Origin of the sequence: Thioalkalivibrio paradoxus ARh 1 (genome assembly GCF_000227685.2) — a bacterium.
Lineage (GTDB): Bacteria > Pseudomonadota > Gammaproteobacteria > Ectothiorhodospirales > Ectothiorhodospiraceae > Thioalkalivibrio > Thioalkalivibrio paradoxus.
Genome location: NZ_CP007029.1, coordinates 1,476,986 through 1,497,618, shown reverse-complemented (window position 1 = coordinate 1,497,618; position 20,633 = coordinate 1,476,986). Strand labels below are relative to the sequence as shown.

General features: G+C 68.2%; 20 protein-coding genes and 2 pseudogenes. 7 read left to right on the top strand and 15 right to left on the bottom strand.

Annotation, left to right across the window (positions count from 1 at the left end; translation table 11 throughout):
* Nucleotides 1-90: 90 nt before the first annotated feature.
* The 6 genes from THITH_RS06960 to THITH_RS06935 all read right to left on the bottom strand — a co-directional run bounded on the left by THITH_RS06960 (nucleotide 91) and on the right by THITH_RS06935 (nucleotide 5,160).
* Nucleotides 91-1,521, bottom strand: coding sequence for an RtcB family protein (locus THITH_RS06960; RefSeq protein ID WP_006747806.1), 1,431 nt, complete (start codon nucleotides 1,519-1,521; stop codon nucleotides 91-93).
* Between the two features lie 52 nt (nucleotides 1,522-1,573).
* The gene (locus THITH_RS06955; protein ID WP_006747807.1) at nucleotides 1,574-2,038 is read right to left on the bottom strand and encodes an archease; all 465 of its coding nucleotides are present in this window, start codon (nucleotides 2,036-2,038) and stop codon (nucleotides 1,574-1,576) included.
* Between the two features lie 191 nt (nucleotides 2,039-2,229).
* The gene (locus THITH_RS06950) at nucleotides 2,230-2,643 is read right to left on the bottom strand and encodes a CBS domain-containing protein (RefSeq protein ID WP_006747808.1); all 414 of its coding nucleotides are present in this window, start codon (nucleotides 2,641-2,643) and stop codon (nucleotides 2,230-2,232) included.
* A 240-nt stretch (nucleotides 2,644-2,883) separates the two neighbouring features.
* Nucleotides 2,884-3,231 (bottom strand): P-II family nitrogen regulator, encoded by a 348-nt coding sequence (locus THITH_RS06945; RefSeq protein WP_006747809.1) that lies wholly within the window; start codon nucleotides 3,229-3,231, stop codon nucleotides 2,884-2,886.
* Nucleotides 3,228-4,742 carry a DUF1538 domain-containing protein gene (locus tag THITH_RS06940; RefSeq protein ID WP_041483653.1) on the bottom strand — a complete coding sequence of 505 codons (1,515 nt, stop codon included), beginning with the start codon at nucleotides 4,740-4,742 and terminating at the stop codon, nucleotides 3,228-3,230. The genes THITH_RS06945 and THITH_RS06940 overlap by 4 nt, the downstream gene beginning before the upstream one ends.
* Before the next feature lie 43 nt (nucleotides 4,743-4,785).
* Entirely contained in the window at nucleotides 4,786-5,160 is a 375-nt protein-coding gene (locus THITH_RS06935) for a hypothetical protein (RefSeq protein WP_006747811.1), read from the bottom strand.
* A 216-nt stretch (nucleotides 5,161-5,376) separates the two neighbouring features.
* On the opposite strand from THITH_RS06935, the gene THITH_RS06930 reads away from it, so the two are divergent.
* Nucleotides 5,377-6,876, top strand: coding sequence for a DUF1538 domain-containing protein (locus THITH_RS06930; RefSeq protein WP_006747812.1), 1,500 nt, complete (start codon nucleotides 5,377-5,379; stop codon nucleotides 6,874-6,876).
* Between the two features lie 370 nt (nucleotides 6,877-7,246).
* Here THITH_RS06930 and THITH_RS06925 read toward each other — a convergent pair whose 3' ends face one another.
* The 3 genes from THITH_RS06925 to trkA all read right to left on the bottom strand — a co-directional run bounded on the left by THITH_RS06925 (nucleotide 7,247) and on the right by trkA (nucleotide 11,413).
* Nucleotides 7,247-8,368, bottom strand: coding sequence for a DUF3179 domain-containing protein (locus THITH_RS06925; protein ID WP_006747813.1), 1,122 nt, complete (start codon nucleotides 8,366-8,368; stop codon nucleotides 7,247-7,249).
* A gap of 153 nt (nucleotides 8,369-8,521) precedes the next feature.
* Entirely contained in the window at nucleotides 8,522-9,976 is a 1,455-nt protein-coding gene (locus THITH_RS06920; RefSeq protein WP_006747814.1) for a TrkH family potassium uptake protein, read from the bottom strand.
* Between the two features lie 57 nt (nucleotides 9,977-10,033).
* Nucleotides 10,034-11,413: a Trk system potassium transporter TrkA gene (gene trkA, locus THITH_RS06915; RefSeq protein ID WP_006747815.1), complete on the bottom strand. Its 1,380-nt coding sequence runs from the start codon at nucleotides 11,411-11,413 to the stop codon at nucleotides 10,034-10,036.
* 230 nt (nucleotides 11,414-11,643) lie between these two features.
* Here trkA and THITH_RS06910 point away from each other — a divergent pair, with 230 nt between their 5' ends.
* From THITH_RS06910 to THITH_RS19700, 6 genes and pseudogenes are all read left to right on the top strand, one after another.
* Complete coding sequence (locus tag THITH_RS06910) at nucleotides 11,644-12,549, top strand: ABC transporter ATP-binding protein (protein WP_025367360.1); 906 nt, start codon at nucleotides 11,644-11,646, stop codon at nucleotides 12,547-12,549.
* Between the two features lies 1 nt (nucleotide 12,550).
* Nucleotides 12,551-13,339 carry an ABC transporter permease gene (locus THITH_RS06905; RefSeq protein ID WP_006747817.1) on the top strand — a complete coding sequence of 263 codons (789 nt, stop codon included), beginning with the start codon at nucleotides 12,551-12,553 and terminating at the stop codon, nucleotides 13,337-13,339.
* A 155-nt stretch (nucleotides 13,340-13,494) separates the two neighbouring features.
* On the top strand, nucleotides 13,495-14,127 hold the full coding sequence (lexA, locus tag THITH_RS06900) for a transcriptional repressor LexA (RefSeq protein ID WP_006747818.1): 633 nt from the start codon (nucleotides 13,495-13,497) through the stop codon (nucleotides 14,125-14,127).
* On the top strand, nucleotides 14,127-14,801 hold the full coding sequence (imuA, locus tag THITH_RS06895; RefSeq protein WP_006747819.1) for a translesion DNA synthesis-associated protein ImuA: 675 nt from the start codon (nucleotides 14,127-14,129) through the stop codon (nucleotides 14,799-14,801). The genes lexA and imuA overlap by 1 nt, the downstream gene beginning before the upstream one ends.
* A 137-nt stretch (nucleotides 14,802-14,938) precedes the next feature.
* Nucleotides 14,939-16,357: a Y-family DNA polymerase gene (locus tag THITH_RS06890; RefSeq protein WP_025367359.1), complete on the top strand. Its 1,419-nt coding sequence runs from the start codon at nucleotides 14,939-14,941 to the stop codon at nucleotides 16,355-16,357.
* A pseudogene (locus THITH_RS19700) lies at nucleotides 16,330-16,596 on the top strand (hypothetical protein); the annotation flags it as partial. The gene THITH_RS06890 and the pseudogene THITH_RS19700, both read left to right, overlap by 28 nt.
* Here THITH_RS19700 and THITH_RS06885 read toward each other — a convergent pair.
* The 6 genes and pseudogenes from THITH_RS06885 to ftsB form a co-directional block, all read right to left on the bottom strand.
* Complete coding sequence (locus tag THITH_RS06885) at nucleotides 16,595-16,867, bottom strand: hypothetical protein (RefSeq protein WP_006747821.1); 273 nt, start codon at nucleotides 16,865-16,867, stop codon at nucleotides 16,595-16,597. The pseudogene THITH_RS19700 and the gene THITH_RS06885 overlap by 2 nt on opposite strands.
* Nucleotides 16,868-17,280: 413 nt before the next feature.
* A complete protein-coding gene (gene ispF, locus THITH_RS06875; protein ID WP_006747823.1) occupies nucleotides 17,281-17,772 on the bottom strand; it encodes a 2-C-methyl-D-erythritol 2,4-cyclodiphosphate synthase in 492 nt (163 codons plus the stop codon).
* Nucleotides 17,773-17,789: 17 nt separating this feature from the next.
* Entirely contained in the window at nucleotides 17,790-18,452 is a 663-nt protein-coding gene (locus tag THITH_RS06870) for a ceramidase domain-containing protein (protein WP_006747824.1), read from the bottom strand.
* A gap of 27 nt (nucleotides 18,453-18,479) precedes the next feature.
* A complete protein-coding gene (locus tag THITH_RS06865) occupies nucleotides 18,480-19,574 on the bottom strand; it encodes a lipoyl protein ligase domain-containing protein (protein ID WP_006747825.1) in 1,095 nt (364 codons plus the stop codon).
* Nucleotides 19,571-20,299, bottom strand: a complete 729-nt coding sequence (ispD, locus tag THITH_RS06860; protein WP_006747826.1) for a 2-C-methyl-D-erythritol 4-phosphate cytidylyltransferase — start codon at nucleotides 20,297-20,299, stop codon at nucleotides 19,571-19,573. The genes THITH_RS06865 and ispD overlap by 4 nt, the downstream gene beginning before the upstream one ends.
* Nucleotides 20,300-20,330: 31 nt before the next feature.
* Nucleotides 20,331-20,603: pseudogene (ftsB, locus tag THITH_RS06855) on the bottom strand (cell division protein FtsB); the annotation flags it as partial.
* Nucleotides 20,604-20,633 lie beyond the last annotated feature (30 nt).

Genomic DNA, 20,633 nt, shown 5'->3' with positions numbered 1-20,633 from the left:
GCCGGCAGCCGCGGTGGACCGTCGGCGCGCAGCGGATTCCCGGCCCGGAGTTGCGGGCCGCGTGGAGCTGGGAATCGGGCAGAGGCAGGCTCAGCCCTTGATGCAGACCATCGGTTCGACGCGGGCGACCAGGCGCGCGAGGCCGGCGTCGTGGCTCGCCTGAACCACCCGGCTCACGTCCTTGTAGGCGCCCGGAGCCTCCCCGGCGACGCCGCGCAGACTGGGGCTGCGGATCAGGATCCCGCGGGCGGCGAGTTCGTCGACCAGCGCCCGCCCGCGCCATTGACGCGTCGCCTGATGCCGGCTCATCGCCCGGCCCGCGCCGTGGCAGGCGGAGTTGAACGAAAGCCTCTCGCCTTCGTTCGTGCCGACGAGAATGTACGACGCAGTGCCCATGGAACCGCCGATCAATACCGGCTGGCCCACGCCGCGCAGCGCCTCGGGCAGATCCGGATGGCCGGGACCGAACGCCCGGGTCGCGCCCTTGCGATGCACGTAGAGTTCGCGATCGCGCCCGTCGACCACGTGGCGCTCGGTCTTGCAGGTATTGTGCGAAACGTCGTAGAGCAGGCGCAGGTTGGCATCGGGCAGCACCTCGGCGAAGACCTCACGGGCCAGGTGCGTCAGGATCTGCCGGTTCGCGAGCGCGCAGTTGATCGCCGCGCGCATCGCCCCCAGGTAGCGCTGGCCGATTTCCGAATGGATCGGCGCGCAGGCCAGTTCCCGGTCCGGCAGATCGATTCCATGCCCCTGGGCCGCGATCGCCATCTCGCGCAGGAACTCGGTGCCGATCTGGTGGCCAAGGCCCCGCGACCCGCAATGGATCGACACCACGACCTGACCCTCCGCAAGCCCGAAGGCGGCCGCCACATCGGGGTCGAAGACGCGGGTGATGTGCTGAACCTCGAGGTAGTGGTTGCCGGACCCCAGCGTGCCCATCTCGTTGCGCTGGCGCTTGCGCGCCTGCTGCGACACGGCTTCGGGATCGGCGCCCGCCATCTGCCCGCGTTCCTCGATCCGCTCCAGGTCCTCCGGCTGGCCGAAACTCCGTTCGACGGCCCAGGCGGCCCCGCCGCGCAGCATGTCGGTCATCTGCTGGTCCCGCAGGTGGATCTGGCCGGTGCTGCCCAGGCCCGCCGGAATGCCCGCGAACAATGCATCGGCCAGTCGCGGTTGGACTGCCTCGATGGCCCGGTGATCCAGCCCGGTCAGCAGCGTGCGCACGCCGCAGGACACGTCGAAGCCGACGCCGCCGGCAGAGACCACCCCGCCCTGCTCGGCATCGAAGGCCGCGACGCCGCCGATCGGGAAGCCGTAGCCCCAGTGGGCGTCGGGCATCGCGTAGGAGGCCTGCACGATCCCCGGCAGCATCGCGACGTTCGACGCCTGTTCGGCAACCTTGTCGTCCATGTCGGCCAGGAGCGCTTCGTCGGCATAGATCACCGCGGGTACCCGCATCGCGCCCTGCGGCTCGAGCCGCCAGGCCGTATCGGATACCTTCGTGAATCGGTTGATGTCCATGGTCTCTGCCCTCCCCGGTCCGGCCGGATTCAGCAGGTGGCGCGCGTGCCGGTCAGATGTCCAGCACGCACTGCGCGATCCAGGAGCCGTCGGCGGCCTGCCGCACGGCAAGCTGGGTGAAGGTGGCGCCCTTGATCTCGACCGCCGGCTGGTGGCGCCTGCCATCCACCGGCTCGCCCCAGGCCTCGGTGCGCAGCGTTTCGCCTTCGATCTGCACCCGGAACCGGGAGAACAGCCGTCCACCGACCGCCATTTCGTACACGATCGCGTTCAGGAAATCGTAGAGCAGCAGGTCCGGGTCGGACGCGGAACACGCGAACTCGACCCGCTCCGCGGGGTCGATCCCTGCCGGGTCGGTCACCACCGCAATCGTCGCCTCGGCCACTGCCGCAAAGGCGTCCGGGAGCGTGTCGCCATGCCCTCGAACCCCCATGTCGGCCTCGTGGGGAAAATGCTCCCAGCCACCGCGCAGTGCGGGAATAGCGTTCTTCGCGGATTCGCGCACGGATGCGTGCATGTCCAGTCTCCCGGCAACACCCGAGGCCCGCACGCCCCCCGGTGGCCGGGTTCACATGCGGCATCCTCCGGTCCCTGATTTCGAGTGTAGCCGACCCGGTCTTTCCCCGCCGCGCTCGCGGAGCCGCCGGCCAGGCGGTCACGCGGGCGGAGGTGTCTGGGTGCCGGCCCAGCGACGGTTCCGCAACCCGGCTACTCCCCGGCCCCCTCGATGTGGCTCCGTTCGGCCATCGCCAGCACCTCGCCGACGATGTCGTTCATCGTGACCAGCCCGACGAGGTTGCCGTGTTCGAGCACGACCAGGCGCTGCAGGTTCTGGGCGACCATCATGCGTGCAACGTACTTGACGTCCATCACCTGGGGCACGATCAGCGCGGGCTTGGTGCAGACGTCGTAGACGTTGACCAGATCGATGTCGCCCTCCTCGGCGACGATCGTCCGCAGGATCGTCGTGTAGGTGATGATTCCGTAGGCATCGTGCTCGTCGCGGCGTTCGACGATCAGCGATTTCACGCGGTGGGCCTTCATCTTCGCCATCGCCTCACGCAACGTGGCCAGCGGCGAGATGGTGACCACATCGGTCTGCATGATGTCCTTAACCAGCATGGTGTCTCCAGTGCATTCGCAATGTCGGAAATCGGGCAGCCGCCACGGCAGGCGGCCCGCCTCGGTGAGTTCGGCATATCGCCCGCCGCGCCGGCCGGTGGTACTGGCGATTCCGGAGCTGCGCTTTCGTTTCCCCTCTCAGGGCGCGGGGCCACGGCCGCTCGCGGGTATGGCTCCGGCCCGGGAGCGGGAAGACCTGGCTCACTGCGCAGCCACCGCGGGGCGTTCGGGGCTGCGTGCTCAGATGTCGTCCTTGATCCGCTCCTCGAAGCGCTCGAGCTGGCGGGTGTCGATCCCGGCAATGTGATCCAGCGGCACGGTGAACACGACGCCCTTGGAGTGCTTCGCGAGGTCGAGCTTCACGGTCAGCGCTTTCATCACGGCCAGCGAGAGCTTCTTTTCCAGCACGCAGATCAGCACGGTCTGCGAGCCCTCGTAGGTCAACCCGAAGAAGGTTTTCTTTTCCTTGGCACCGATGCCGCGGGCATCCAGCAACGTGACCCCGCCGGCGCCGGCATCCTTGGCGACGTCGATCGCCTTTTCCTCGAGATCCTCGGCGAGGATCGCGACGAGCAAAGCAAATTTCATGATTCAGTTCCTCTCCATCGGTTGGCGAGTTCGGCCGCGATGGCATAGAGCATCACGGATATTATCGGAAAGATCGAAGCGAACGCGATCAGGCCGAAGCCGTCGATCATCACGTTGCGCCCCTCGATGTGGGTGGCCAGGCCGATGCCCAGCGCGGTCACCAGCGGCACGGTCACCTCGGAGGTGGTCACGCCGCCGAGGTCGTAGGCCAGCGCGACGATGTATTTCGGCGACAGGAAGGTCAGCAGGATCACCACCGTGTAGCCGGCCATGATGTAGTAGTGGATCGAGTCGCCGCTGATGATCCGGTGCACGCCGATGGTGATGCCGACCGCGACGCCGACCGCCACGAGCAGCCGGATCACCGTGCCGTTCAGCTTCCCTTTCGCGGCCTCCTCGGCCTTCTGGCCGATCGCGATCAGCGCGGGCTCGGCCATCGTCGTCGCGAATCCGATCGCGAACGCGAACAGGTAGACGAAAATCCAGCGGTCGAGCCCGATCAGCTGTTCCGCCATACTCTGGCCGATCGGGAACAGGCCCATCTTCAGGCCGACGACGAACGCGTACAGCCCGACGATCACCAGCACGAAACCGCCCATCACCTTGTGCAGGTGGGCCACGTGCTTGCGGATCACCAGATACTGGAACACCAGCACCACCGCGATGATCGGCAGCACGTCGCGGAACATGATCATCAGGTCGCGCAGCATCCCCAGCAGCACGCTGCCGGCGACCTCGTGGACCACCTCGGACACCTCGGGATCCACCGCTTCCCGGATCCCCTCGGCGACCTCGCGGGCCTCGCCGAAGCTGTAGACGATGATCCCGTAGATCTGCACCGAGATCATCGGCACCATCACCGCGAGTCCGACCAGCCCGAAGCCGTGGATCAACGCGTTGCGGCCGCGGATCGACATCGCCAGCCCGATTCCCAATGCCGCGATCAGCGGCACGGTGACGATATTGGTGGTCACGCCGCCGGAGTCGTAGGCCAGCCCGACGATCTCCGCCGGGGCGAAGAAGGTCACGATCACGACCAAGATGTACCCGATGATCATGTACCAGTGCAGACTGTGCCCCAGCAGGATCCGGACCACGCCCAGCGCGACCACCAGCCCGACCGACACCGCGACCAGCAGCCGTAGCGTGAGCCCGCTGATGCGTCCCTCGCTGATGATCTCGGCCTGACTCGCGACCGCGATCAGTGCGGGCTCGGCGATCACCGCCGCGAAGCCGAGACAGAAGCCGAAGACCATCAGCAGCGGCAATGAACCCTTGCGCGCGAATTCGTTCGACAGGTTCTTCCCGATCGGGAAGATCCCGAGTTCCAGCCCGTGCAGGAACAGCGCGACGCCGAGCACCACCACCAGCAATCCGACCGCCATCGGCAGCCAGGCGTCCGGCACCTGGCGGATCACCAGGAACTGGAACACGCTGACCACCAGAATGATCGGCAGCAGGTTGCGGAACGCGTGGTTCAGCAGGTGCAGGAATTCCCTGATCTGGCTCACGGGCGCGGTGCAGTCCGTTGGATAAGTCGGTCCGGGGTGGGTTTCAGCGGTCGCCGCCTTCCAGCCGACCGGCCGGGGCATGGTCGGCAATATGCCGGTGCAGCGCGTCGATGTCGATCCCGCCGGTGCCGTCGACCGGCAGGCAGAACGCGAGCCCCTGGAACGGTTCCAGCAACTTCAGCTCCACATTCAGCCGCTCCGCGATCCGGGCCGCGGTGGCTTCGTCCAGCAGCGCGACCAGCACCGTCTCGATCCCGAGGTAGGTCAGGCCGAAGAAGGTGATGTGTTCCGGGAAGTTCATCCCGTGCGCGGACAGCAGCGTCATGCCGCGGGCACCCTCCTCGCGCGCGATCTCCCTTGCCGCCTCCTCGAGTTCGTCGGCCACCACGGCCACCAGAAGCTTCGCCTTCACGGCCATTCCCCGCAACTTCGAACCTGCGCCGACAATACCATAGCCGCCGGAATGGCCGGCACCGGCCGGCAGGGCCGGCCCCGGGTGGGAAGGTCGCGCCAACTCGGGCACGATGACCCTTCTTGGGCAATGAGGCGCGCGGATTCGCGCGACCTGCAGTGCGCAGACGACCGGCGGATGCTCGGCAGGAGATCGCGTGCAGGGAACGGCAAGGGATTCTTGATGGGTGAGTTCGGCGAACTGGCGCGCGGCGTACTGAAGTCCGGCCGCAACCTGCTGCCGGTGATCGCGGTCGTCGCGCTGTTCCAAGCGGTGGTGCTGCGCGAAATCCCGGAGGGGGTCCTCCCCGTGATCGCGGGTCTGGCGCTGGTCGCGGTCGGAATCGGGCTGTTCCTGCGTGGCCTCGAACTGAGCGTGTTTCCGGTTGGGCGCAGCCTCGCCAATGCCTTCGCAGAGAAGGGCTCATTGCCGTGGCTGCTCGCGTTCGGCTTTTGCCTCGGCTTCGCGGCGGTGATCGCCGAGCCCGCACTGATCGCGGTCGCGCACAAGGCGCAGACCGTCAGCGACGGCCTGATCCAGGCGTGGACGCTGCGCATCGTCGTCGCCGGCTCGGTGGGGGCCGTGGTCGCACTCGGGATCCTGCGCGCGGTACTGAACCACCCCGTCCACTGGTACCTGATCGGTGGCTACCTGCTGCTGGTGCCCGTCACTTACCTGACGCCACCGGAGGTCACCGGGCTGGCCTACGACGCCGGGGCGGTCAGCGCCAATATCGTCACCGTGCCGCTGGTGACCGCGCTCGGGATCGGCCTGATGGCGTCGCTGCGCGGTCGCAGCGTGCTGGCCGACGGTTTCGGCCTGGTCGCGCTGGCCGTGTTCGCGCCCCGGGTCGCGGTACAGATCTACGGGATCGTCGTCTACGCGTTCGAGCCGGCCGCGCTCGCGGGCTACACCGGGGCAGCAACGGCTCCACTGCCCGCGTACGACGGCCGTGCGGGACACGCTGCGCTGGTTCTGCTCGCAACCGACCTGCTGCGAATCCTCGGCAACCTGCTGCCGATCGTCGCGGTGGTCCTGGTGTTCCAGCTACTCGTGATCCGCCGCCCACTGCTGCATCCGCACCGGCTGGTGGGCGGTTTCTTGTTCCTGGTCGCCGGGCTGTTCGCGTTCACCGAAGGGCTGCACCTCGGCCTGTTCCCGATCGGCGAGCATCTCGCTGCGGGTCTTGCGGGTGCCGGCAGCGCCGTGTTCCTGTACCTGTTCGTATTCCTGCTCGGCTTCGCCGCGACACTGGTCGAACCGGCGTTGATCGCGGTAGCACGGCGCGCCGGCACGCTGGCGCCCCGGCGCCTGCATCCGCCGCTGATCCGGGGCCTGGTGGCCCTCGGCGTCGGTCTCGGCTTGGGAGTAGGCACGCTGCGCCTGGTCACCGGATGGCCACTGGAGCACGTGCTGGTATTCACGGTGCTCGGGCTGATGCTGTTGACCCTGCTCGCGCCACGCGACCTCGTGGGCTTTTCGTTCGACCTCGGCGGCATCGCAACCTCGGACGTCACCGTCCCGGTGATCGCCGCACTGGGCGTCGGGCTCGCAGTCGCACTGGAGAGCGACGACGTGCTGCTGGACGGCTTCGGACTGGTCGCGCTGGCGTCGCTATATCCGATCGGCGTGGTGCTGCTCTATTCGATCTTCACCCGCGCGGCGCCCTCCGAGCGGCATTGAGCAGATCCCGTTTCGCGACAAGCCTCACGGACTCCTCCATCCCGCGGACCGGGAGCGCACTCCCGTCCGGTGTCCCCACCTGCGCATGCGGCGCACCGGGTGCCCCGGCCGATTGCCAAGACCCGGAGAGCCACGGAAAGCACGGACAGACACGGAAAAAGGGCTGATCCGTTTCATTTTCCGTGGGTTCCGTGTTCTTCCGTGGCTGTATTTTCGCGCTAGCAGCCCGTCGGACTTGGGCTGCTAGACGGCTGGCGCGGCGTCGAGCCGCCCCAAACGGTCGCGTTCTCCTTCGCCGGCCTGAAGGCCGAGCCTTGCCTTGCACCGGGTCAACCGAGGCCGCGCTCCCAAGGCCGAGCCCCCCCAAGGCTCAGACCCCATCCTCGATCGGAACCGCCGGGGGATCGCCGGTGTAACGTTCCGTTTCGGGATGGAAAGCGAACCAGGCGAACCAGAACGCGATGAGGCTCGTCAGTTCTTCGCCCCGGGAATCGAACACGCGCCCGGTCTGGGCATCCGCGTCGACGTCGAGTGTGATCACCTCGCCTCCGAGCGTGTCCTCGACGCGATGGCGGCCCGTTTCCGGGAATTCCGCGAACGGATAGGCGCGGGCGTGGTCACCGATCCGCACTCCCAGCACCGGGGTCTTCGGGTGCATGGCCTGCATCCGGAAGCGGACCGGGAACATCAGGGCCTCGTCCTCGGCATAGGCTGCATACGGATCGTGATCGTAATTGCGAGCGTAGTCGGTGTCGCGCGACAGCACCCGGGTATCTGGATGCTCGGCATGCCAGGCTTCCCAGGTGGTATTCGCGAGCGGCACCATCTCCAGCGTCTCACCGCGCAGGGGGCCTGTGATCGCACGCGCCGCGATCTGTGACCACAGGGACTCGGTCTCGCGGTCGTACAGCAGCACGTCGGAGTTATAGAGCAGCCCGGACACGCCGAACGTCCGGCGCGAGCCGTCCGGCTGCTCGGCCTGAAACGCGATTCCGGTGAAGCACAGCGGGCAGTAGGTCACCGCGATCGGTTCCGCGCCGAACAGGTCGTTCACGACCTCGTGATAGTTCATGATGCCCAGCGGATACGCCTTGGCCACACCGTTGCGGAAGACCCCCAGCACCCGGTCGTCGTCCCGCAGTCCATGAGCGCCGTCGGCGCCAATGAATTCCGGATCGGTCAGCGCGGGAATCCCGTCGCGCGGCGGTCCGCCGCGGTGGATCTCGTCCAGCGGGACCGCACTGTTCGATACGTCGAAGCCGTTCATCGTCTGAGCCCGTGGGCTATCGGGCGAGGTGTTGTTGGGCGAGCAGCCGTGCGCGAACAGCGCGAACGCAAGCATGGCCATGGCGAGAAACCCCACGGCAAGCAGCGCGGCACGGTCCGGCGCTCGAGTGCCGGCCGATCTACCGGGCCGCGGCTGGATGGCCGCGTTCGCCTCGCCGTGTCGGAGCGTTTGGTCCGGTGTTTTCCTGATCTTGAAATGGCTCATATCGGTACCCTCCACCTACAAGGTACCGGCGGCCAGGCCCCGATGGAGTACGTGGTGTCACGTAGCGCAGCTGCGGTCCGACTCACGCAGGCCATCGTGCCGCACGCGCTCCGCGTGGCGCAGCGACGGACACGGCCAGCGCAGCCCCCTCGCTCACCGCCGCCAGAATGCGGGCGACAGCAGCACCAGCACGGTGAAGATCTCCAGGCGTCCGAGCAGCATCGAGAAGACGAGCACCCACTTGCTGAAATCGCTGATGCCGGCGTAGTTCGCGCCGACGTCACCGAGGCCAGGCCCCAGATTGTTCAGCGTCGCCGCCACCGCGGAGAAGGATGTGACCTGATCGAGCCCCGAAGCCATCAACACCAGCGTCATCAGCGCGAACACGAGAATGTAGGCGGCCATGAAGCCCCAGACTGCCTCGACCACCCGATCCGGCATTACCCGCTCGTTCACCTTGACCGCGATATGCGCATGCGGATGGATCAGCCGCTGGATCTCGCGCAATCCCTGCTTGGCGAGCAGCAGTACACGGATGACTTTCATCCCGCCGCCGGTCGATGCGGTGCAGCCGCCGACGAATGACAGGAACACCAGCATCACCGGCAGAAATCCCGGCCACAGGTGAAACTCGGTGGTCGCATAGCCGGTGGTGGTGCCGATCGATACGGCATGAAAGATCCCCTGGCGCAGTGCCTCGGGGGCGTCGGCGACCACCCCCGCGTAGAGCAGATAGGCGACCGCGATCGCGGCACCGGCCGCAAGCAGCAGCAGGTAGAACCGCACCTCCTCGTCCCGTGCGTAGGGTGCGAGACCCTGGCGCCTCACGGCCAGGAAATGCAGCGCGAAGTTCATCCCGCCCAACAGCATGAAGACCACGGCCACGGATTCGATCAGGGCGCTGTCGAAATGGCCGATGCTCGCGTCGTAGGTGGAGAACCCGCCGATCGCGACCGTGCTGAACGAGTGGGTGACCGCGTCGAACGCCTCCATCCCGGCCGCCCAGTACGCGAGCGCGCAGGCAACCGTCAGACCCAGGTAGATGAACCAGAGGTTGCGCGCGGTCTCGGCAATGCGCGGCGTGAGCTTGTTGTCCTTCAGCGGGCCGGGCATCTCGGCGCGGAACAGCTGCATGCCGCCGATCCCCAGCAGCGGCAGGATCGCCACGGCCAGCACGATGATCCCCATGCCGCCGAGCCACTGCAGCTGCTGCCGGTACCACAGCAACGCCCGCGGCAGGTCGTCGAGGCCGACGATGACCGTCGCGCCGGTGGTGGTCAGGCCGGACATCGATTCGAATACCGCGTCCGTGAGCGAGATATGAAGCGCGGGGTCGAGATGCAGCGGCAAGGCCCCGAAAATGCCCAGCACCAGCCAGAACATCACCACCACCACGAACCCGTCGCGCACATGCAGGTCGCCGCGGGACCAGAAAAACGGAATCCAGATCAGCAAACCAGCCGCCAGCAGAATGACAAAGGCGTGCAGGAAGACCCAGAGGCTGGCCTCGCCGTAGATCCAGCCGATCAGCGCCGGTGGCAGCATGGTCAGGCTGAACAGCGTCACCAGGATGCCGAGCAGCCGCAAGGTGGTGGCGAGCTGGATCATCCGCAACGCACGCCGGGATACGAAGGGAACGGGTGAGCGGGACCGGTCGGCATCGGATCAGAAGAACAGGGGGCTGGGCTGGAACAGCCGCTGCACCGCCGGAACCTGAGCGGCGTCCGCAAGGAACAGGATCGCGTGATCTCCGGCCCGGACGACGGTGTCGTGGTGCGGGATGATCACCTCGTCGCCGCGCACCAGCGCACCGATGCTGGTGCCTCCGGGCAGTTCCAGATCGGCCACCGCGCGGTCGACGACCCGCGAGGTCTGCGCGTCTCCGTACACCACCGTCTCGATCGCCTCGGCCGCGCCGCGGCGCAGGCTGTGCACGGCCGTGGTCCCGCCTTCTCGCACCTTCGCGAGCAGTGCCGCCACCGTGACGAGTTGTGGCGAGATCGCGATGTCGATCGTACCGCTCTGGACCAGGTCCACATAGCTCGGTCGGTTGATCAGGCTGATCACCTTGCGCACTCCGCGGCGCTTCGCGAGCATGCCGGCAAAGATGTTGGCCTGGTCGTCGTTGGTCACGGCGCAGAACACGTCCGCGTGCTCGACGCCGATCTCCTCCAGAAACCGGTCGTCGGATGCGTCGCCCTCGAGCACCAGGATCTCCGTCGGCAAATCGACCGCGAGCAGCGCGGCCCGGGCCGGGTCGCGCTCGATCAGCTTCACGTGATAGCCCTCGCCCAGCGTCTCGCCCAGCCGCCGGCCGATATTGCCGCCGCCCGCGATCACCACGCGCCGGTAGGGCCGTTCGAGATGCCTCAGTTCGGACATGACCGCACGGATGTTGCGCTTGGCGGCGACGAAGAAGACCTCGTCGTCGGCCTCGATCACCGTGTCGCCGTCCGGCCGCACCGGGCGATCGCGCCGGAAAATCGCGGCCACCCGGGTCTCGACCCCGGGGCGACTCCCGCGCAGCCGCCGCAGCTCGCGCCCGACCAGCGGGCCCTCGTGGTAGGCGCGGACCGCGACCAGCGCGACCCGGCCGTCGGCGAAATCCAGCACCTGCAGCGCCCCGGGGTGCTGAATCAGCCGGTGGATCTGGGTGGTCACGATCTCCTCGGGGGAAATCAGCATGTCCACCGGCACCGCGTCGCGCGCAAACAGCTGCGGATACCGCCGGTAGTCCTCGGCCCGGGCTCGGGCGATCCGGGTCTCGACGTTGAACAGCGTCGACGCGACCTGGCAAGCCATCATGTTCACCTCGTCGGAATCGGTCACCGCGACCAGCAGCTCGGCGTCCTCGGCACCTGCGGCCTTCAGCACCGGTGGATGCGCGGCGAACCCCGCCACGACCCGTACCCCGAGATCGTCCCGCAATACCTCCAGGCACCGGGGATCCCGGTCGACCACGGTGATCTCGTGGCCGTCGGCCCCGAGCGCCTCGGCCAGCGAATAGCCCACCTGCCCGGCACCCAGGATGATGATCTTCTTCATGGATATCCGAAGCCCCCGATCGCGCCCCCTGGCACACCGCCGGCGCGGGGGATGCTGCCGGCGGTGCGCTCCCGTATGCTACTGCCCTGCCCCGTCCCTGGCCAACGCCCGTCCCGGAGAACCTGCCCCACGCCATGACCCCGCCCCCCCAGGCACCCCCGAGGCAATCGGCGATACGCCCCCAGCCCGAACCGGCCGGCACCCGGCCCGACACCGGCTCGGCAGACCGGGTGCCGGCGATCGGCATCCGCGGCCTGCGCAAATGCTACAACGGAGTCGCCGTGGTCGACGGCGTCGACCTGACCGTCCCGTCCGGCGAATTTTTCGGCCTGCTCGGACCCAACGGGGCCGGCAAGACCACCACGCTGCGCATGCTGCTGGGGCTGACGCCGATCGACGAGGGCGAAGTGCGGGTGCTCGGCCACCCGGTCCCCGAGTGCGAGCGCGAAGTGCGCCTGCGGCTCGGCGTGGTGCCCCAGTTCGACACGCTGGACCCGGATTTCACGGTGGCAGAAAACCTGTACACCTACGCCTCGTATTTCGGGCTCTCGGGTCCGGCCCTCGAGCGGCGCGTCGGCGACCTGCTCGAACTCGCCAACCTCGAAAGCCGGCGCCAGTCGCGCATCGACACCCTCTCCGGCGGCATGAAGCGCCGGCTGACGCTGGCGCGGGCGCTGGTCAACGCCCCGGAGCTGGTGATCCTCGACGAACCGACCACCGGCCTGGACCCGCAGGCGCGCCATCACCTGTGGCGCCAGCTCCGGCGGCTGCGCGAGCGCGGGGTGACGCTGGTGCTGACCACGCATTACATGGAAGAAGCCGAAGAACTCTGCGACCGCGTCGCGATCATCGACCGCGGCCGGATCATCGCCTGCGACTCGCCGCGGGCATTGATCGCGGCCCACGTGGAACCCTGGGTGATCAGCCTGAACACGCCTTCCGCGCGCCAATTCCTGGCCGAACGCGGCGACCTGCCGGCCCGGATGCACGAGGTCGCCGACACTTGGCTGATCTACACCGCCGATCCCGCGGCCGTCCGGGGTACGCTGGAGGCGGCCGGGCTGGCCCACTCGACCCGTGCCGGCAATCTCGAGGACGTATTCCTGAAACTCACCGGCCACGAACTGCGCGACTGAAATGCGCAGCGTACTGCAATCGTTGCTGCTGCGTCCGAGCCTGCGCTTTGTCGCGGTGTGGCGGCGCAACCTGCGCGTCTGGCGCAAGCTCATCATGCCGTCCCTGCTCGGCAACTTCGGCGAGCCGGTGCTGTACCTGCTGGCGTTCGGCTACGGTTTCGGGCGCTTGGTCGGAGAGGTCGAGGGCATGAGCTACATGGTGTTCATCGCTTCGGGGATCATCTGCTCCAGCGCGATGTTTACCGCGAGCTTCGAGGGCATGTACTCGGCCTACACGCGCATGGCCGAACAGAACACCTGGCTGGCGATGCTCGCGACGCCGCTGACGCTGGATGACATCGTGTTCGCCGAGGCGGTCTGGGCCGCGACCAAGGGGCTGATCAGTTCCGGCGCGATCCTGATCGTCGCCAGTCTGCTCGGCCTGGTCAGCGACCCGCGGGCACTGCTGGCGCTGCCGGTCGTGTTCCTCGCCGGGTTCACCTTCGGCTCGCTGGCGCTGGTGGTCACCGCATTCTCGCGCAGCTACGACTTCTTTCTCTATTATTTCACTTTAGCCGTCACACCCATGCTTCTGCTTTCCGGGGTGTTCTTCCCGCTTCGGGAGTTTCCCGACTGGGTGCAGCATCTGGCCTTCGCGCTGCCGCTGGCCCACGTGGTGGCAGTCGTGCGCCCGCTGATGACGGGTTCCTGGCCGCCCCAGCCAGTGCTGCATCTGGCGGTGATCGCCGCCTACGGCGTCATCGCGCTGGTCGCCGCCACCGCGCTGATCCGCCACCGCCTGATCCGCTGACGGCACGGCCCGCAGCCCGACGGGCGTGCCGCACTCTTCCACTACCTGCACAGGCGCCAGGCGCCGAGGGGTGTGTCTCCTGCGTCGCCACTTGCGCCGGGTCGGCCATCGCTGGATACTGTTCCTATAAACAGTTTTTTGAGCTGACCTCAGCCATGAAACTCACCGCGCGCCAGCAGGAGATCCTCGCGTTCATCCGCGGGCAAATCGAGGACCGGGGCTCGCCCCCGACCCGGGAGGAGATCTGCCGAGCCTTCGGCTTTCGCTCGCCCTACGCGGCCGAGTGCCACCTGCGTGCGCTGGCGCGCAAGGGCGCGGTCGAGCTGGTCAGCGGCAGTGCCCGCGGGATCCGCCTGCCTCGCGGTTCCGGACCGGCGGAAGAATTGCCCCTGGTCGGGCGGGTCGCCGCCGGCGCGCCGATCCTGGCCGTCGAACACCTGGAAGGCCGCTACCGGGTCGATCCGCGGCTGTTCCATCCGCGTCCGGATTACCTGCTCCGGGTTCGGGGCGAGAGCATGCGCGATGCCGGCATCCTCGACGGCGACCTGCTCGCGGTGCGGCAAAGCCCCGAAGCCCGGAACGGGCAGATCGTGGTCGCCCGCATCGACGACGAAGTCACGGTGAAAACCTTCCAGCGCACCGGAAATCGCATACGCCTGCTGCCCGCGAACCCCGACTTCAAGCCGATCGAGATCGACCCCGATCGCCGGGAACTGGTCATCGAAGGAATCGGGGTCGGCGTGCTGCGCGCGCTGCAGGAGTCGGCACGGTCACCGGAACGCGCGTGATGACGGCATTGGAAGAACTGCTGTCCCACCCCCGGATCTGGCGCGGAAACGCTGCCGGAACCATCCAGGCCCCGGTCCGGCCCAGCGGCATCGCCGCGCTGGACCAGGCCCTGCGCGGCGGCTGGCCGCAGGGACAGCTGATCGAACTGATCGGGAGCCCATTCGGCAGCGGCGAGACACGGCTGCTGTTGCCGATGCTCGCGGCCTGCGCCCGTGAACACCGGCGGATCGTGCTGGTCGCGCCGCCCGCCACGCCCTGGACACTCGGCTGGCGGCAGTTGGGGGTGGAGCCGGAACGGATCCTGCTGATCCGGGCCGGCAGCGGCGACGACGCCGTCTGGTGCTGCGAGCAGCTGCTGCGTTCCCCCGGCACCGGGGCTCTGCTCGCCTGGCTGCGCGATGCCGGCAGCGCCTCGCTGCGCCGGCTGCGCCTGGCCGCGGCCTCGGCTCATGCCTGCGGGTTCGTCTACCGCCCGGCCCCGGCGGCACGACAGCCCTCCCCGGCCCATTTGCGTATCCACTGGCAGGCGCGGCAGGAACACCTGTATCTGCGGATCCTGAAATGCACCGGCGGCATACCGCCGCAGGAGCGGCCGATACGCGTTTCCCCGGCCGCCTGGAATCGGCCGCCACCGGGGCCGGACCTCCGGCCCTCCCATCCGGCACCTCCATGAACACGGGCGCTGAACGGCCGGGAGCGCCGCCGGCCGGGAACAGACGCGGCATTCAGCTCGCATTGCTGCCGCAAATGCCTCCGGTGGCTCACCATCCGGAACCCGAACCCGAACCCGAAACCGGCCGGCCGCTGTGGCTGGCGGTCTGGCTTCCGCACCTGGCACTGGATGCCCTGGTGCAGACCGGGAACGCCCAGCCGGGGCCGTTGATCGTCGTGGAAGAGCGGGACCGGCCCCGGGTACACGACGGCAACCGGGCGGCGCGCCGCGCCGGCGTCGTGCCGGGGATGCCGCTGGCCGACGCGCTGGCGGTTCTGAATGCGCCGACGGTGGTCGACTACCGCCCGGATACCCTGGAGCGGCACCTGCGCACCCTCGCCTCGGTCCTGCTGCAGTTCAGCGATCACGTCTGCCCGGAACCGGATGGGCCGCGTATCCTGCTCGAAATCGGTCGCAGCCTGCGCCTGTTCCGCGGCATGGAAGCGCTTGCCCGGCAGATCGTGGATACGCTGCGCGGGCTCGGCTACAGCGCCCGGATCGGCATTGCCCGGACACCGGCAGCGGCGCGGTTGCTGGCCGGGCAACGCGGCGCGGCACGGCCCGCGAACCGTGACGCGCTGCGCCGCGCGCTGTCGCCGCTGCCGCTGGCCGCGTTACCCCTGCCCGGACACACGCTCGCCGGCCTGCGGGCCGTCGGCCTGCGCCGGATCGGCGAACTGCTGCGTCTTCCGCGCGGGGAGCTCGCCCAGCGCCACGGAACCGCGCTGCCGGAGCTGCTCGACCGGCTGCTCGGGAACGCTCCGGAGGTGCTGCCGCGGTTCCGGCCGCCGGACACCCCGGTCTTTCAGCTGGAGTTCGACCGGGAGATCGCCACGGCCGGGGCGCTGCGCTTTCCGCTGAAACGCCTGCTGCTGCAAATGGAACACGCGCTGCGTGCCCGGCAGCGTGGCGTCCAGCGCCTGGAACTCGACCTGCTGCACCGCGAGCACACGACCCGGCTGGCACTGGAACGCAGCCACGCCGGCTGCCGCGCGGACGACTGGCTGGAACTGTGGAACATCCGTCTCACCCGGCTGGCGCTGCCGGCACCCGTGCGCGCCCTGAGGCTGCGCCCGGGACGGCTGCTGCCCGGCACCACGGATAGCGCAGGTCTATTCCATGCGTCCGCCTCCGGAGTCCCCGACGATTCCACGCTGCTGGCCCGGATCCGGGCCCGCCTCGGCGAACACGCGGTGCTGCAGCTCGCACCGACATTCCACCCGTTGCCCGAACATGCCCAGACCGAACGGGCCGCGGACGGCCCGCTGCGCGGCGCAGCGGCGGTGGTGACCCCGGCACAATACGCGGCCGGCGCGGCACTCTGGCTGTGTCCGCCGCAGCCCTGTGCCGCGCCGGCCGCGCCGGCATGGCTGGGGCGGCTCGAGGGAGGCTGGTGGGCCGACGGCAACGATCAGCGCCGCGACTACGCGCTCGCACGCGACCGCGACGGACGGCTGCTCTGGCTCTTCCGGGATCTGCGCAGTGGCGAATGGCAGCTGCTGGGCTTCTGGGGCTGATCGCCGGCAGCGGGATTCCGCATCCGCCGAGGCACGATCCTGGGGCCACCTCCACACCACCCCCTTTTGCGCCTTACGTTAGCGTGAAAGTCACGGCCTGTCTCGTGTCCCGGGCGACCCGTAGGGCGGAATAGCGCAGCGTCATCCGCCGCTCGGCGTTCGTGCCTGCTTGGCGCCTGCGGCAACCCCGGCGCCAGCTGGCGGATGACGGCCTTCGGCCTTTTCCGCCCTACGCCACTATCGGTCCTCGCGCAGGCGACCTTCGACGTACTTGTGGAGAATGCTTGCGACCAGGGTCTGGTAGGGAATGCCTTCCGCCAGTGCTTTCTTCTGGAGGCCGCGCAGATCCCTGGAGGAAAGCCGGATATTGATCCGTGCGTCCTTCCTGCACATCGCTTCCGCGTATTCCCGATGCCGTTTCTGGATGCCCGCTGCATCGGGTGCCTGTTTGAGCTCGCCGGCCTCGAAAGCCTCCAGAAGTTCGCGCTCGTCTTGATCCAGCCTGCTCATCTCGGACCTCCTAAATAAATCCTGGTCGCTTTCCGACTCGGAATGATCGTCTTCAGAAAGACTTCGTCTTCCGACTCCACGAAGGGTACGAGATAGGCATACCCTTCCATTTCGATCACGTGGATCTGCTGGCCTGGAAAACGTTCCTGATTCGGGTGCTCCAAGGTATCCAGAATGCCGCCTGCCGACATATGGAACACGACATCCTCGAAGGAACATGCCTTTCCTGTTGCAGTTGCCTGTTCTTCTCCGGATCCCAGGTGATCGGCTTCATGTACCCCAAGGTAGTACAAAAGGTGCCTTTTGTACTCAAACGCCCCGCTGCGCGGAACTCCGTCTGGTCCACGGATGAAGGCACCGCCAACGAGATACTGGGGGATTTACCGCAGAAGCGCCTCCGAGAAGTCGTCGAGTCAGGCGGACGCCCGGCGCAGGAGCACGATGGCTTCGGCGGCGATGCCCTCGCCGCGGCCGGTGAAGCCGAGGCGCTCGGTGGTGGTGGCTTTCACGTTCACGGCTGTCAGCGACAGCCCGCAGTCGGCGGCGATGTTCTCGCGCATCGCGGCGATATGCGCGGCCATCTTCGGTGCCTGGGCGATGATCACGCTGTCGATGTTCACCGGAACCCAGCCCTCGGCCCGGACGCGGGCCAGTACCTCGGCCAGCAGCCGGCGGCTGTCCGCGCCCCGGAACCGGGGGTCGGAATCGGGGAAGTGCCGGCCGATATCCCCCAGCGCCGCAGCCCCGAGCAGCGCATCGCAGAGGGCGTGCAGCAGCACGTCGCCATCGGAATGGGCCACGAATCCCCGCTCGAACGGTATGCGCACGCCCCCGAGCACCAGGTGATCGCCCGCACCGAAGGCGTGGACGTCAAAGCCCTGCCCGATGCGCAGATCCGGCCCCATCGCCCGTGCTCCGCCCCTCAGCCCACGGCCTGGGCCGCCTGCGTCTCGCGCAATCGGACGTGGCGGATCATTCCGTCCACCAGCACGAACAGCAGGCCGGCGGTCAGCAGGTGCCAGAGCCAGTGGGTTCCGACCACCGCCCAGTCGCACAGCACGAGGTCGAGCGCCCGGACCACCAGCGCCAGCAGGAAGAGCGCGCTCGCCAGCAACAGGTCGCGTGCCAGGCGCCGGTCCACGCGCGCCGCCAGCCCGATCGCCGCCACCAGCAGCGCCAGCAACGGCATGTAGATCCCGGTACCGCCGTACGCCTGCAACGGCAGCACACTCCCCAGCGCCGCCAGCCCGATCGCCGTCAGCAGCCAGGCAACGGCCACCGCCACCGCGCCGAAGCGCTGCGTCCGCACCAGGAACACGCTCCAGTACGCGACCACGAACGCGCCCAGCGCGGCACGGTCAAGCCAATGCAGCCAGGCGATGCCGCTCGCATGCCAGAGCACGGCGGCCAATCCCACCGCGGCCACCAGCGCGGCGAGCAGGTGCAAATCCCATTGCTCGCGCCAGCGCGCACGCTCGAGCTGTTTCCACGACTGCCAGGCCGCGACGAAATACGCCAGCCCCGAGACCGTGTTCAGCGGTTCCGCAAACCAGCCCGGGGCAGCCCGCTCGCAGTACGGGGTCATGCCCCGTCTCCGCAGTGGTCCGGCCGATCACTCACGATGCAGCCCCTGCAGAATCGCACCGAGGAAATCGCCGGCCCCGACGCCCGGGATGTCCAATCCCAGATCGCTCATCGCGGTCGCGATGCGCCCCTGCAGCCGCGCGGCATCGGCCTCGGCGCTGGTTGGCAGCACCGCACCGCGCAGCCGCTCGGCAAGCCGCTGGATGCCATCCGACGGAAACACGGTGAAATCGCCCGAGAACTCGATGTCGTCGACCACGTTGTCCCGGGTCAGAATGCGGGTGCGGATCAACCCGCCCGGCGCCTTGTGCATCCCTTCGACCAGGTAGGTTCCCGCGGCGATCTTCACGCCGGAGGCGACCACGCGCCGGCCGCTCTGCAGGGTCCATTCCGGATCCTGCAGCAGTTCCCGGGCCTCGACCAGCGCCGCCCGTTCGGCATCGGTCAGGTCGGAGGCCTCGGGTTTCAGGCCGAGATGGGTCTCGGCGGCGTCGAGGAACAGCGTCTTCACGCGTTCGCGCTCCGGCGCCTGCCCCAATTCCCGGGTCAGCGTGGTGATGTAGTCGTGCATGCCCTGGCGGAGCTTGTCGCGGAACTTCTCGGAACTCACCTTCAGGCATTTCGCCATCGTGTCGACATCGAAGTCGAACATGAAACTGCCGACCATCACGGTGGCGTCGTTGATGCGCGCAGACCCGGTGCCCCCGATCTTGCGGCCGTTCACATGGATGTCGTTCACCGGGCGGAACACCGCCGGGACGCCCAGGGCCTGGTAGGTCGCCAGCACCGGCGCAACGAACTGCGCGTAGATCGCCTCGACCCGGGCCGGCGCGAGGCGATGCGGATACACGAAATGGAAAAACATCTGGTCGCGATTCAGGTAGACCGCGCCACCCCCGACATCGCGCCGAATCACCGGGAGGCCCTGGGCCTCGCAGTAGGCCGTATCCACTTCCTGCTCGATGTCCTGGTGCAGACCCACCGACACGAACGGCCGCGTGGGGTTCACCAGGATCACCACCGGGTCGTCGTCGGCTGCCATCACCTCGGCGACGGCATGGAAAATGGCCATCGACTCCACCGGCGACACGAAACCGGCATCGAGTACGCGAATTCGCTTCATGGTCGGTCTCCCAGTCGGTCTTGCCTAGAAAGATAGAGATGCGCGATCTCGAGATCCTCGGGCCGCGTGATCTTGATGTTCACCGGGCTTCCCTCGATCAGGCGCGGTTGCCGCCCGAGCAACTCGACCGCACTGGCCTCATCGGTGACGGCCACCCCGGCCGCCGCGGCTGCCGCCAGCGCCTCGCGGAGCACGCCCAGCCGAAACATCTGGGGCGTCAGCGCCCGCCAGACCCGGCTTCGATCCAGGGTGCGCTCCACCCGGCCGGCCGCATCCGACAACTTCAGCGTGTCGGTACTCGGCGCCGCCAGCAACCCCCCCACCGGGTCGCTGGAGAGGGCCTGCAGAAGGCGGTCCAGGTCCGCGGCCGGCAGGCAGGGACGTGCGGCATCGTGCACCAGCACCCAGTCGTCGGCGTCGGCCCGCTGCGCCAGAAAGGCCAGCCCATTGTGCACCGAATCGGCACGCTCGGCGCCTCCGGTGACCTGGAACAGACGCCCGCCGGCCTCGGGCAAATCCAATGCATCCGGGTCGATTCCCGAGCCCAGCACCAGCACCACCCCCCGGATGCGGGGATGCCTGAGGAAGATCGACAGCGTGTGCGCCAGCACCGTGCGCCGTCCCAGCGTCAGAAACTGCTTGGGCCGGTCCGCATTCATGCGCCGGCCCACGCCGGCGGCGGGGATCAAGGCCCAGTACGCGGCGGGCTTGGCTGCCTCAGTCACGATGGGTCCCCGCCGGCACCCCGGGAGCGGCCTCCGGTCCGATCAAAAAGAAGAACGTCTCGTCCTCCCGGATCATGCCGAGATCGCGCCGGGCCCGTTCCTCGACCGCTTCGGTCCCGCTGCGCAGATCGTCGACCTCGGCCTCCAGCGCCTGGTTCCGGGCCCTGAGCCGCTCGTTTTCCAGCTCCTGCAGCCGTTTCACTTCGCGCAGTTCCAGAACATCGCGCCAGCCTCCCTCGCTGAACCACAGCGGCCATTGCAAGCCCAGCAGCACCAGGAGCAGCAGTCCGATGACCCAGCGCATCAGCGGGCACCCGTGCCCACATCGATCCGG